The following is a 12,818-nucleotide window of genomic DNA, read 5'->3' as shown; positions in this document are numbered from 1 at the left end:
ACGCCCATCCGACCCAGGATCAGATGATGTTCACCGACGTGGTCGTCGACATCCGCCCGGTCACCACCTGCCCCACCGCCGAGGACGTGCTGCGCACCGTGAAGAACCCCTCCGCAACATGGCAGCCGCCGTGACCCGCAAATCCCGCACCGGCCGAGTCCTCGCCCCGGAGGAACGGATCACCGTCGACGACGCCCTCGCTGCCCAGACCATCAACCCCGCCTGGCAGCTCTTCGCCGAGAACATCGCCGGATCCATCACCCCGGGCAAGTACTCCGATCTCGTTGTCCTGGACCGCGACCCGCGCACGACCGACCCGGACACCTGGCACGACATCGCCGTTCACACCACCTACCTCGCGGGTAACCCCACCTACCGGGCGTGACCCGTGCGGCGACACCGCGCTGGACAGGCCGCCGGGCGCTGTCTACCGGAATTCTCCAGTGCCGACGAACCGTGTTCGACGAAGCCGCCCACCCATCGGGCGAGCGTCGGAACGGGTACAGCTTCCTGACCTATCGGCCCACGAGTCGTCCGCCATCGACGAGCCGACATTCATGTGATGCAAGTTACATAGATTAGATCTAACTTAGATTGAATCTATGTAAGATGAAGTCTCCTATGAGTTGGAGGCTTGGGTGGAGTTCAGAGGGCGGGCGGCGGACCTCGATCTGCTGAGGCGGCAGCTGGAACTTGTGACCGGTCGGACTGGGGCGACTCGAGGACGTGCTGTGGTCGTGACCGGGCGACGTCGGGTTGGGAAGTCACGCCTGGTGCAGGAGTTCTGCGACCGTTCCGGTCTGCCATATCTCGTCTTCCAGGCAACGCGGGGGCGAAACCCAGCTGCCGAACGAGGCGACTTCGCGGCTACCGTGGCGCAGTCGCCCCTCCCGGGGGCGGAATTGGTCGCGGGGATATCGGCAGGCGATTGGAACCAGGCGTTGCGGACCCTGTCCATCGCATTGCCGGATGACGCTGCGAGCATTGTCGTGCTCGACGAAGTGCCCTGGTTGGTGGAGCAGGACTCCGAGTTCGAGGGAGCGCTGCAGACGGTATGGGATCGGCACCTCTCGGCCAAGCCGGTGCTGCTGGTACTGGTTGGCAGCGACATCGCGGTGATGGAAGCGCTGCAGACGCACGGCCGCCCATTCTTCGGGCGGGCAGCGAAAATGACTGTTGCGCCACTGCATCTGGCGGATGTGCAGGCCATGACTGAACTCCCGGCGGCCGAGGCGCTGGATGCGTTGTTGATCACCGGCGGATTCCCGGAAATCGTTCAGTCCTGGCAGTCGGGCATGAGTCGCACGGATTTCCTGCGTGAGGTAGCGAGGAATCCATTGTCGCCGCTGCTGGTGGCTGGCGAGTTGTCGCTGCTGGGTGAGTTTCCCGAGGCGTCGCGTTCGCGCGCTGTGCTGGAGGCGATCGGCAGCGGTGAACGCACCTTCAGTTCCATCGCTTCCGCGGCGGGCAGTTCGGGTGTGCTGCCGGCCGGGACGTTGACGCCGTTGCTGAATACCTTGCAGGCCAAGCGAATAGTGGCCGCGGATCTGCCGCTGTCCACGAAGCCGGACACGAAGAACAAGCGCTATCGAATCGCTGACTCCTATCTGCGTTTCTGGCTGGCTTTTCTGGAGCGGGGAATTCCGCTCATCGAGCGTGGCCGGGGCGATCTGGCGTTGGACCGGGTCGAGCGTTCGTGGACGACGTGGCGTGGCCGCGCGGTAGAACCGGTGATCCGGGAATCACTGCTGCGCTTGCTGCCCAATGCCCGATGGCCGGAAACCGAAGCAGTGGGCGGCTGGTGGAATCGGCAGAACAATCCCGAGCTCGATTTGATCGGTGCCGATCGCGAACCCATCGCGGGTGCAGTGCATTTCATCGGATCGATCAAATGGCTGGAGGATCGACCCTTCGATCGCCACGACTACGATGCCCTGGCACGCGGTGTGCTCGCTGTGCCCGGCGCGCAGTTCGACACTCCTTTGGTGGCGGTCTCGCGCTCCGGGGTAGACGGCGACCTGCCGGTTGCGGCCCACTGGGGGCCGGAGGATCTACTGCGTGCCTGGCAGTGAACAGCGGAAGAATCCGCCTGGCAGGCGTCGCGCCGGAAACATAATGGCCGCACACCCGGATGGGTGTGCGGCCATTACGTGAAGCCGGACTACAGGTTGATCGGGTAGGTCGGTTCCTGGATCTCGGGCTTGATGCGGTTTTCGACGAAGATGCCGTGCCAGATCATGAAGACGATCAGGGTCCAGAGGCGACGGCTGTGGTCGACCGGGCCGGTGCGGTGCGCCTCCAGCATGGCCAGGATGGCCTGCTTGTTGAGCAGGTGGTCGGTGCCGGACTCGGTGATCTGGGCGCGGGCCCAGTCGTAGAGCTCAGGGCCGCGCAGCCAGTGGCGCAGGGGGACCGGGAAGCCGAGCTTGGCGCGGTTGAGGACGTGCGGGGGCACGATGTCCGTGAGCGCCTGGCGCAGGGCGTATTTGGTGGTTTCCTTGGTGATCTTCTGGTCGACCGGGATCTTCTCGGCGACCTTGAAGACCTCGGGGTCCAGGAAGGGGACGCGCAGTTCCAGGGAGTTGGCCATGGTCATCTTGTCGGCCTTGACCAGGATGTCGCCGCGCAGCCAGGTGAACAGGTCCAGGTGCTGCATGCGCGCCACCGGATCCCAGTGGTAGCCCTGCATGGCGTAGATGGGGGCGGTCACGTCCTGGTGCGTCCACTCGGGGCGGAATTCTCGCAGCACCGAACGCAATTGGGCGTCGTTGAAGCTGCGGGCGTTGCCGTAGTAGCGCTCCTCCAGGGTGAGCGAGCCGCGGTGCAGCAGGCTCTTGCCGCGGGTGCCCTCCGGAATCCGGTCCGACAGCTTGCCCGCCAGCTTGCGCAGCGGCTTGGGCAGGAATTCGAAGGGCTTGAGCGACAGCGGTTCCCGGTAGATGGTGTAGCCGCCGAACAGCTCGTCGGAGCCCTCCCCCGACAGCACCACCTTGACGTGCTTGCGGGCCTCCTTGGCCACGAAGTACAGCGGCACCAGCGCCGGGTCGGCCACGGGTTCGTCCAGGTACCAGACGATCTCGGGAATGGCGGCCGCGTACTCCTCGGGGGAGACCATGCGGATGTAGTGCTTGGCGCCGATGGCCTCGGCGGTCTCGGCCGCCACGTCGGCCTCGGAGTAGCCCTGCCGCTCGAACGCCGAGGTGAAGGTCAGCAGGTTCGGGTTGTGCCGAATGGCCAGCGCCGCAATGGCGGTGGAGTCGATGCCGCCGGACAGGAACGCGCCGACGGTGACGTCCGCGCGCATGTGCTTGGCGACGGAGTCCTCGAGCGCCTCCGCGATCTCCCGGTACCGCTTGGCCTCCGAGCCCGCCGCGAACTTCTGCACCCGGAACTGCGGGTTGAAGTAGCGGGTCACCCGCGGGGTCTCGCCCGGCTCGACCCAGGCGTAGCAACCGGATTCGAGGCGGCGGACGTCCTTGTGCAGGGTCTCGGACTCGGGCACGTACTGCAGCACCGTGTAGTGCTCGAGCGCACGCGGGTCCAGGTCGTCGGAAAGCTCCAGCGCCGGAAGCAGGCCCAGCAGGCTCTTCTTCTCGCTGGAGAAGGCGGTGCCGCCGGCGCCGGTGGCGATGAACAGCGGCTTGATGCCGAACGGGTCGCGCGCCAGGAACAGCTTGTTCAGCTGGGTATCCCAGATGGCGAAGGCGAACATGCCGCGCAGCCGGCTCGGGGCCTTGGCGCCCCAGTAGTGGAAGGCCGCCATGATGGCCTCACCGTCGCCCTCGGTGCGGAACATCGGCTCATCGCCGAACTCCGCCTCGTGCGCCTCCTTCAGCTCGGCGCGCAGCTCGAGATAGTTGTAGATCTCGCCGTTGAAGGTCATGGCGTACCGCTCGGGGTTCTCCGGCGGACCCCAGCGCAGCGGCTGGTGCGAGTGCTCGATATCGATGATCGACAGGCGGTTGAAGCCGAAGATCATGCGGTCGTCGTTCCAGGTGCCGCGCTCGTCGGGGCCACGATGGCGCTGGCAGTGCAGGGCCTCGTACACCTGTGCCGCGGTGGTTTCGACCGTCCGCCCATCCGGAGTAGTAGCCGTTGTAGCTGTCAGAAATCCGAGCAGACCACACACTGCGCCGAGAACCTCTTTCCGGGGTCTAGGGATTGGGGCGTACCCGCACGGGCACGCTGCACGCGAAACCTACTGCCCGAGTATGCCGTACCGGGGCGGATCATGCTCAGCCCGTATCCAACACCGAAAAGTTCGCAGCCCGCCTCGGTCTGGACTGCGCTCCGCCTCCCCGCGCTGGTAGCGGAAGCCGGAGCGAAGCGGACGAGCGGAGGAGGGAAGACCGAGGTGACAGGGCTGCGTACAGCCGGAGCGAAGCGGAGGCGAGTTGGACAGAGCGTGTCGAAAGGGACCCAGTCACAACGGGGGCGGTTCTTTGGTCTACGCTGCGTAGTACTTGGGAAACTCTCAGGGTCGGTTGCGCGTTCGCGCGTATCCTCCCCGAGGTCCAGAACTGTGCTGAAAATGTGTCGCCCGGCGGAAGGGAGTCCGGGCGACGCGGTGTCGGAATGACGACCAGGAAGGCGTTGAGCGTGGCGCACAAGGCGAGCGAGGCGATAGGGGCACGACCCGCCCAGGGTCGGCGGGGCCGCATCCTTCGGCGGGCCGGGCTGGCGGTGTCCTTGGGGATGACCGCGATGCTCGTCTCCGGCTGCTCGATCGACAACGTTTGGCTTCGATTCGGCTGGCCTTCGGGCATCACGCCGCAGGCCACCCGCATGCGCGAGCTGTGGACCTGGTCCGTGCTCGCCGCCCTCGCGATGGGCGTGCTGGTGTGGGGCCTGACCTTCTGGACCATCGCGTTCCACCGCAAAAAGCCGAACTCCCCGGAGTTCCCGCGGCAGACCGGTTACAACGTGCCGCTGGAGCTGAGCTACACGGCGATCCCGTTCGTGATCATCGCCGTGCTGTTCTACTTCACCGTGGTGGTGCAGAACTACGTCCACGAGAAGGTCGGCAACCCGGACGTCGTGGTCGACGTGACCGCCTTCCAGTGGAACTGGAAGTTCGGTTACCAGAAGGTCGACCTCAAGGACGGCAGCCCGGTCTACGACGGCGTCGACACCGAGCGCCAGGACATGAACCAGGACATCAAGGAGCGCTACAAGGAAGCGACCAAGGATGGCCACCCGCAGCCGGGCCCGAACAACGGCCTGCCCGCGAACGACATCTCGTACCTGCACTACGACAAGGTCGAGACCGTCGGCACCTCCAACGAGGTTCCGGTGCTGGTCCTGCCGTCCGGCAAGAACATCGAGTTCCAGCTGGCCGCCGCGGACGTCATCCACTCGTTCTGGGTGCCGGAGTTCCTGTTCAAGCGCGACGTGATGCCGAACCCGAAGCAGAACAACTCGGACAACGTCTTCCAGATCACCAAGATCGAGAAGGAAGGCGCGTTCGTCGGCCGGTGCGCCGAGATGTGCGGCACCTTCCACTCGATGATGAACTTCGAGATCCGCGTCGTGTCCCCGGCGGACTTCCAGAAGTACATGGACGCGCGGACCAAGGACCACAAGACCAACGCCGAGGCGCTGGCCAGCATCGGTCAGTCGCCGGTGGCGACCTCCACCAAGCCGTTCAACACCGACCGCAAGGCGCGCGGTAACGAACTCGCCGACGCCAAGTGAGGATGAACTGACATGAAGGTCGAAGCTCGCATCTTCGAACTGATCACGGTGTTCTTCGTGATCGTGGCCGTCGTGTACGGCTACTTCACCGGCCGCTCGCGCACCGGCGTCGAGTGGGCCGGTACCACCGCCATCGTGCTGTCGGCGGGCCTGGCCCTGATCGTGGCCACCTACTTCCGTTTCGTCGCCCGTCGTCTGGACCTGCGTCCCGAGGACTACGAAGAGGCGGAAATCGTCGACGGCGCCGGCGACCTGGGCTTCTTCTCGCCCGGCTCGTTCTGGCCCATCCTGCTGGCCGGTGCGGGCTCCATCGCCGCCCTCGGCTTCGCGTTCTTCCAGTTCTGGCTGATCGGCCTCGGTGTGATCTGCATCCTGGTCGCCGCCGGCGGCCTGGTGTTCGAGTACCACCTCGGCCCGGAAAAGCACTGACGTAGGTCACGAAGCGCCCCACCCGGAATCCGGGTGGGGCGCTTTGCTGTTCGCGTGTGGGTTGGGAATGTGACCGGGGGAGAACGGGTTTCGGGCTCAGGGGGTGCGGGTCCGGGAGAGCTTCGGTCGAGCTCAGATACCCAGGGCGTGCTTGAGACGGGTGGTCCGCGGGGACATGGAGGTCAGGCCCAGGAGGGCTCGGGGGAAACGAGGCTGGATTTGCGGCGGGCGGGTGCGGATGGCGGATTCGATCCAGCGGGCGGCCTCGGTGGGGTCCAGGGAGGGGTTCTCGGGGCGGTAGGCGGGGGAGCCGGAGTCGAGTGTGAAGGCGGGGTACCGGACCGTGGTGACGTGGATGCCGCGGGGGGAGAGTTCGGCGTCGGCGCATTGACCGAAGGTGGTCCAGGCGGCCTGGGCGCTGGCATAGGAGGCGAAATTGGGGGCGGCGCCGGTGTCGGCGCTCCAGGGGCCGACATTCACCACGTGCCCGGAGCCGCCGGCCAGCATGGCCGGCAGCAGGCCGAGGGTCAGGCGCAGGGGGCCGAAGTAGTAGGCGGCCATCATGCGCTGGTAGTCGCGGAAGCGGTCCAGGGATTGCAGCACCGGGCGGCGGGTGGGGCGGCCGGTGTTGTTGACCAGGACGTCGACGGTGTCGAACTCGGTGAGCAGCCACTCGACCAGCTGATCCACATCGCCGAGGGCGGAGATGTCGCAGCGGAACCAGTGGGCGCGGCCCCCGGCCTCGATGATGGTGGCGCACTCCTCGACCAGCTGAGAGCCGTTGCGCGCCACCAGGATTACCTCGGCACCGTGAAAACCCAGTAGTCGCGCGGTCTCGCGGCCGATCTCGGAGCAGGCGTCGGTGACGACGATTCGTTTGCCCTCGAAGGGGCGTTCCCCCGCAAGGGATCCGGTGGTGCGGGGACGGCGGGCAGCACGGAATTCGATCATGGGACAGGCAACCTTCATCTGAGGATTGAGCATGAACCATGCACCGACACCCCGCCGACAGTGCCGATACCGCCGCCCCGCCCGGCTGCTAACCGATAGCTGGCAGTGCGGCGGAACACATTCTATTCGGTCGGGTCATAACGCCGGGCGCGTTCGGCGAGACAGATCTCGTCGATTGCGGACACGATGTCCCGCAACAGTTCCGAGGGCAGCGCCGCCGGCCGCAACCGGCAGGTGAAGGTAATGAAGCCGTGGTCCTCGTTGTCGAGTTCGCGCAGGTAGAGAGACCGTACGCCATAGGTCATGGCCGAGATGACGGTGAAGCAGCCGGTGCGTTCGCGGTGCCCGGCGAACAGGTCGTGCAGGCCGTGGAAGACCCGGGCATAGGAGGACAGGGGCGCGAAAACCGAGACGCGGTAAGCCGGTCCGCGCTCGGAGGAGCTGATGACGGTGTCGGCCAGGTACTCGGCGTCGCGCAGGGTCAGCACCTTCGGAGCGAACATGAGCGCGCCGGCGGCGGCATTGCGGACCGGCATACCGGCGCGGCCGCCCGCGGATGCGGCGATGGCGCCCAGCGACTTTCGGGCGCGCGCGCCGACCTCGCGCCGGGCGCGCAGCGAGAGGTTGGGGGTGGTGGGGTGCAGGCTCGACCACTGGCCGAAGCGCACGGTGCCCAGCTGCACGGTGCCGGTACCGACCGGCCGGGCAACTTTCAGGGGTGCGGTGTCCACCCAGCGGCCCACCTGCAGCATGGCGTCACCCGGCGACTGGATCTCACGGTAGGAGTGCTCCACCCAGGTGTCGAAGTCCAGGAACCGGTGCGCGTCGGTGGTGAGCCAGGTGCGGTCCTTGTCCACACTGGTGACCCCGAGCGTCAGCGCGGTGATGATCCCGGTGCGCCCGCCGCCGCCCAGGATCCGGCGGAACCGCTCCGCGTGATGCGTGCGCCCGCAGGTGCCGAAACGCCCGTCCTGATCGACGTATTCGAGCTCGACCACATTGTCGCTGAACATGCCGAAGCGATGCGACGCCGCCGACAGCCCGCCCACCGCCGCGAATCCGCCCGCCGTGATGTCCCGATGGTCGCCGACCACGGGCAGCCCGAGCCCGTGCGCGCCCAGCGTCCGGTCGATGTCGTAGAGGCGCGCCCCCGCCTGCACCCGCACCGTCCCGGCGTCGGCGTCCACCACCTGGACCCGGTTCATCTTCCGCAGGCTCAGCACGCTGCCCTGATCGGGCAGCGCGAGCTCGTCCTCCGGCCGTTCCCCGCCCCGGATGATCAGCGGTTTCGTCGAACGGCGTGAATCCCGAACGGTCCGAACCACATCCGCGGTATCGCGGGGCAGAAATTCGTCGGGGTGGGTGGAGACGGGCGTGCTCATGGCGCTACAGCTAACCACAGTCACGCGCATTGTGCTCGTCCTTGGACGGGCGTCCTGGTGAGCACTGCGCGGACACGCCGTGAACAGCGCGTTTTAGGTTGTGGGACACAGGTTCCCTGCGGGTTTGCGGGCAGCGTTTGTCGCCCCTCGCGCGTAGAGTCCGGGCCATGAGTTTCCTGGGCGGGATGTTCGGTTCGCCGCGAAATCGGTTCGGCAAGAAGGTCTTGGAACAGGTGCTCGGCTACGAGGCCGTGGAGACCGCGCACTTCGACACCGAGGCGTTCGAGATCGGCTACCGGCTGAAGAACGGGTACGTCGCCAAGATGAACCTGGGCACGCTGTACCGCCGGTTCGACGGGAAGATCAGCGCCGGGCTGTTCCAGGCCGTCGACAGCCTCATCCTGCCGCCGGAGGCGCCGCAGGGCTGGGAGCAGGTGGCGCCCAGGCTGCGACCGGTGCTGCGGCGGGCCGGGTACGGGTCCGGGGCGATACGGGTCGGCGAGCTGGAGGGGCGGGACCTGGTGCTCTCGCGTCCGGCGCTGCCGTTCCTGACCGAGATGGTGGTCATCGATCTGCCCAGCACCGTGCAATTCGTGACGAAACAGGAACTGTCGAGCTGGGGCGTGGACGCGGAGCAGGTCTACGCCGTCGCGCATGCCAATCTCACCGAGCTGGCCATGAACACGCTGGAGGCCCTCGAACCGCCGCAGGGGATGCGGGTGATGGACTTCGTCGACGACGACGGCGAGAGCTATGTCGGTTCGCTGCCGCTGGTGGCCGGGTGGCTCGAGGGCGTGCGGGCCCGAACCGCAACGCGCCCACTGCTTTTCCTACCCGGGCACCTGGGCATGCTGGTCGTGCTGGGCGCGACGCCCGCAGCGCTGCCGCAATTGCTGGCGCTGGCGGCGGAGCGGCTCGAGGGGGCGTTGCGACCGCTGTCCGCGGTTCCGTACACCGTCGACGACAACGGCGACGTGGTCCCCTTCGAAGTGGACGCGGACCATCCGGCCCATGGGCTCATCCGCCGCGCGCACGCGCAGCTCGCGGTGGGGGCGTATCACGCGCAGACCGAGCGATTGCGCGCCGAGGCGGAGCGCGAGGGCGCGATCATGGAACTGCTGCACGTGCGGGCGCCCGACGGCAGCGAGTACACCATGACCTCCTGGACCGACGGGGTCACGAATCTGCTGCCCGCCGCCGATTTCATCTGCTTCGTCACCGGCGACGGCGATGTCTTCCGCGTCGCCTGGGAGGACGTGTCCGGGCTGGTGGCACTGGAACTCGCCGCCGAGTACGACCCGCCGCGCTATCGCGTGCGCGACCATCCGCCCGCCGAGATCATGACCCGCCTGCGCACACTCGCCAGCTGACTCTGTGCCCTGCAAGCAACTCTGTGCCCCGCCACCAGGTGGGTGCGGCGGCGCGTCGGCGGTGTGGCGCGATAACCGCACGATTCTGTCGCCTCTGTCGGCTAGGGTCGCGGCGTGGACAGGGCGCAGCTGACAGCGGACATGGCCGACGGGGCGAGACCGGAGTTCCTCTTCTTCTGGGGGCACACCCGCACCCCCGGCCACGAGGTCGGCAAGTGGGTGCTCAGCCAGTGGTGGCCGGTCGAATTCAGCGTCGACGGCCAGAACTACGGCAGCGCAGAGCATTTCATGATGGCCGAGAAGGCCCGGCTGTTCGGCGACGAGGACATGCGCACCCGCATCCTGTCCAGCGACACCCCCGCCGACGCCAAGCGCATGGGGCGCGCCATCTCCGGCTTCGACCAGGACACCTGGGAAGCCCACCGCTTCGACATCGTGCTGCGCGCCAGCATCGCCAAATTCGGCCAGCACGAACAGCTCCGCGACTTCCTGCTCGCCACCGCCGGCAAGGTGCTCGTCGAAGCCGCTCCCCGCGACACCATCTGGGGCATCGGCCTGGGCGCCGACAACCCCTCCGCCGCCGACCCGGCGCGCTGGCGCGGCGAGAACCTGCTGGGCTTCGCCCTCATGGACGCCCGGGACGCCCTGGCCCCGGCCCGCCAGTCCTGACCCGCCCCGCGGTAGGGGAGGATCGGGGGATGGACACGGTGCGGAGTCGTGAGGTGTACGCGAATCGGTGGATCACGCTGCGGGAGGACGTGGTTCGGCAGGCCGACGGGGAGGAGTCGGTGTACGCCTACATCCGGAAGGCGGACTTCGCGATCGTGATTCCGTGGGATGGCGAGCGATTCCACCTGGTCGAGCAGTATCGGTACCCGCTGGGGCGCAGGTGCTGGGAGTTCCCGGGCGGGGCGGTGGCGGGGGAGAGCGATCCGATCGCGGTGGCTCGGCAGGAGCTACGGGAGGAGACCGGGTTGCGGGCCGGTCGGCTGACGGCGCTGGGGAAGGTGGCGCCTGCGCCGGCCACCAGCACGCACTACGGGACCGTGGTGCTGGCCACCGAGCTGACGGCGGGGCCGCACGAGCGGGAGCCCTCCGAGATGGACATGGAGTCCGCCTGGTTCACCCGGGACGAGGTGGAGGCCATGATCCTGGCGGGCGCGATCGTGGATGCCCAGAGTGTGGCCGCGTATTCCCTGCTGTTGCTGCACGAAAGGCGCGGCGGGCTGGGCTAGCTCCGGTCGGCGTGCTCGATGAGGCCCGCGACGACCTCGGGGAAATCGGCGGTGATCTGGGGGCCGATCTCGGGGCCGAGGGTGGCGGCGGCGGGGCCGGTGATCTCGGTGCGGTAGACGACGCGGGTGGCGCCGGAGGGCAGAGTGTCGAGGCGGTGCTGGGTCAGCACCTCGAAGCCCTCGCCGAGGAAGACGTCGCTCCAGAGTTCGCCGTCGACGATCTCCACGAAGCGCAGCTCCACGGTGTCACCGTCCGGCGAGGTCATGCGGAAGGTGGTGCCGGGCGCGAAAGGCCCGTCCAGCTCGAAGGTTTCGATGCCGGGATTCCACTCGGGCCAGCGGCTCGGGTCGGACCAGCTGCGCCACAGCGCCTCCCGGGGCACGGTGGTCTCGGCGCTGTGTTCGTACTCCCACATGATCTCGTCCTCGATCGAAGTTCAGTCGGATAGACGGTTTATCACATTCGAAACCTGAAGATCCGCTGAAGGTGAACCGCGATCGCCCTTGCGCTGTGCCGGGAATGGCGTTTAATCGGCGTCGCGGTCCATGCATCGAAGGGCCGGGGGGATTGATCATGGATCGTATTGGTGCACACAACGATACGAAGAGTGATCGATATGCGCGGAAAACTCCGACCGGCACTGATAGTGGTCACCCTGCTCACGGCTCCTCTGGCGACCGGCCTGGCCACCGCTCACGCCGTGCCCGCGGCGGGCGTCACCGCGGCCCGCCACCACGATGGCGACCAGGATCAGGACGGGAACGGCGATCAGGACGGATCCGGCGGTGGCCAGGGTGGATTCGGCGGAGGCCAAGGCGGATTCGGCGATCAGAACGGACCCCGCGACCAGGGTGACTGGTGGTTCGTCCACCACTGCATCCAGCAGCACGAGTGGTGGCAGCAGCGCTGCCGGCGAGACGGCCCCGACATGTGGCACCGCGGTGGCCCGCAGCCGAACGGCAGCTGGTAGGCCTCACCATTCGATGCGGCCGTACTCCTCCTGTCCCCAGATGTGACCCCAGAACGTACCCGTCGGGCCGTCGGCGGGCAGTGTCGCGAGGTGGACGCTGGGCTCGGCGCCCTGTTCGGCGGTGCGGAAACCGCTGTTGGCGTTGAGATCCGTCGCGGTGTAGCCGGGATTGGCGGCGTTCACCTTGATGGGGGTGTCCTTCAGTTCGAGCGCGTACAGGACCGTCACCATGTTCACGGCGGTCTTGGACGAGGTGTACGGGATGGCCGAAACCATTTGCGACATGGGGCTGTTCGGATCGGTGCGCCCGGCCAGCGAGCCGACCTCGCTGGACACGTTGACGATCCGGGCCGCCTCGGCGCGCCGCAGCAGCGGCAGCAGGGCATTGGTGACGGCGACCAGTCCGAAGACATTGGTCTCGTACACATGCCGCAGGGTGTCGAGGGTGCCCGACGACGGCTTGCCGTCACCGTCGAGGCCGCCGCTGATGGCGGCATTGTTGACGAGGATGTCGAGCCGGCCGAAGTCCGCCTCGATCTGGGCGGCCGCCGCGGCGATGGACTGCTCGTCGGCGACGTCGATCCGGACGAAGTGGGCGTCCGCGCCCTCGGCCCGCAGCTTGGCGGCAGCGGCCTGCCCGAGTTCGGGGTCCCGCGCGCCGAGCAGGACGGTCATGCCGCGCGCGGCCAGCTGCCGTGCGGTCTCGTAGCCGATGCCCTTGTTGGCGCCGGTGATGAATGCGGTGATGGTCATGGGAGAAGCATCACGCCGCGCGGGTTGCGGCGG

Annotated in this window: 13 protein-coding genes; 8 read left to right on the top strand and 5 right to left on the bottom strand. The window is 67.4% G+C overall.

Translation table 11 applies throughout. The annotated features are described in order from the left end of the window. Positions 1–118 precede the first annotated feature (118 nt). Positions 119–385: an amidohydrolase family protein gene (locus tag ACWEQQ_RS15340; RefSeq protein WP_452348643.1), complete on the top strand. Its 267-nt coding sequence runs from the start codon at positions 119–121 to the stop codon at positions 383–385. 556 nt (positions 386–941) lie between these two features. After that, the gene (locus tag ACWEQQ_RS15335; RefSeq protein ID WP_452348642.1) at positions 942–2,072 is read left to right on the top strand and encodes an ATP-binding protein; all 1,131 of its coding nucleotides are present in this window, start codon (positions 942–944) and stop codon (positions 2,070–2,072) included. A gap of 89 nt (positions 2,073–2,161) precedes the next feature. On the opposite strand, the gene asnB is transcribed toward ACWEQQ_RS15335, so the two are convergent. Further along, the gene (gene asnB / locus ACWEQQ_RS15330; protein ID WP_452348641.1) at positions 2,162–4,129 is read right to left on the bottom strand and encodes an asparagine synthase (glutamine-hydrolyzing); all 1,968 of its coding nucleotides are present in this window, start codon (positions 4,127–4,129) and stop codon (positions 2,162–2,164) included. Between the two features lie 446 nt (positions 4,130–4,575). Here asnB and ctaC point away from each other — a divergent pair, with 446 nt between their 5' ends. Together ctaC and ACWEQQ_RS15320 are read left to right on the top strand one after the other, a co-directional pair. Then, the gene (gene ctaC / locus ACWEQQ_RS15325; RefSeq protein WP_452344596.1) at positions 4,576–5,694 is read left to right on the top strand and encodes an aa3-type cytochrome oxidase subunit II; all 1,119 of its coding nucleotides are present in this window, start codon (positions 4,576–4,578) and stop codon (positions 5,692–5,694) included. 12 nt (positions 5,695–5,706) lie between these two features. Continuing rightward, positions 5,707–6,123 carry a cytochrome c oxidase subunit 4 gene (locus ACWEQQ_RS15320; protein ID WP_354847810.1) on the top strand — a complete coding sequence of 139 codons (417 nt, stop codon included), beginning with the start codon at positions 5,707–5,709 and terminating at the stop codon, positions 6,121–6,123. Positions 6,124–6,255: 132 nt separating this feature from the next. Here the strand turns inward: ACWEQQ_RS15320 and ACWEQQ_RS15315 are convergent, their stop codons facing one another. Further along, the gene (locus tag ACWEQQ_RS15315) at positions 6,256–7,074 is read right to left on the bottom strand and encodes an SDR family NAD(P)-dependent oxidoreductase (RefSeq protein ID WP_452348640.1); all 819 of its coding nucleotides are present in this window, start codon (positions 7,072–7,074) and stop codon (positions 6,256–6,258) included. Positions 7,075–7,196: 122 nt separating this feature from the next. After that, positions 7,197–8,456 carry an FAD-binding oxidoreductase gene (locus ACWEQQ_RS15310; RefSeq protein WP_452348639.1) on the bottom strand — a complete coding sequence of 420 codons (1,260 nt, stop codon included), beginning with the start codon at positions 8,454–8,456 and terminating at the stop codon, positions 7,197–7,199. A gap of 167 nt (positions 8,457–8,623) precedes the next feature. Here ACWEQQ_RS15310 and ACWEQQ_RS15305 point away from each other — a divergent pair, with 167 nt between their 5' ends. The 3 genes from ACWEQQ_RS15305 (at position 8,624) to ACWEQQ_RS15295 (ending at position 11,061) form a co-directional block, all read left to right on the top strand. After that, the gene (locus ACWEQQ_RS15305; RefSeq protein WP_452344599.1) at positions 8,624–9,826 is read left to right on the top strand and encodes a hypothetical protein; all 1,203 of its coding nucleotides are present in this window, start codon (positions 8,624–8,626) and stop codon (positions 9,824–9,826) included. 114 nt (positions 9,827–9,940) lie between these two features. Continuing rightward, entirely contained in the window at positions 9,941–10,495 is a 555-nt protein-coding gene (locus ACWEQQ_RS15300) for an NADAR family protein (protein ID WP_452344600.1), read from the top strand. A gap of 29 nt (positions 10,496–10,524) precedes the next feature. After that, positions 10,525–11,061 (top strand): NUDIX domain-containing protein, encoded by a 537-nt coding sequence (locus ACWEQQ_RS15295; protein ID WP_452344601.1) that lies wholly within the window; start codon positions 10,525–10,527, stop codon positions 11,059–11,061. Here ACWEQQ_RS15295 and ACWEQQ_RS15290 read toward each other — a convergent pair. Further along, the gene (locus tag ACWEQQ_RS15290) at positions 11,058–11,477 is read right to left on the bottom strand and encodes an SRPBCC family protein (protein ID WP_452348638.1); all 420 of its coding nucleotides are present in this window, start codon (positions 11,475–11,477) and stop codon (positions 11,058–11,060) included. The two genes, ACWEQQ_RS15295 and ACWEQQ_RS15290, sit on opposite strands and share 4 nt — an antisense overlap. 201 nt (positions 11,478–11,678) lie before the next feature. Here ACWEQQ_RS15290 and ACWEQQ_RS15285 point away from each other — a divergent pair, with 201 nt between their 5' ends. Beyond that, on the top strand, positions 11,679–12,032 hold the full coding sequence (locus ACWEQQ_RS15285; protein ID WP_452348637.1) for a hypothetical protein: 354 nt from the start codon (positions 11,679–11,681) through the stop codon (positions 12,030–12,032). 3 nt (positions 12,033–12,035) lie between these two features. On the opposite strand, the gene ACWEQQ_RS15280 is transcribed toward ACWEQQ_RS15285, so the two are convergent. After that, positions 12,036–12,785 carry an SDR family oxidoreductase gene (locus tag ACWEQQ_RS15280; RefSeq protein ID WP_452344604.1) on the bottom strand — a complete coding sequence of 250 codons (750 nt, stop codon included), beginning with the start codon at positions 12,783–12,785 and terminating at the stop codon, positions 12,036–12,038. Positions 12,786–12,818 lie beyond the last annotated feature (33 nt).

The sequence above is a fragment of the Nocardia sp. NPDC004123 genome (assembly GCF_053603795.1).
This window is presented reverse-complemented; position numbering and strand designations above follow the sequence as displayed.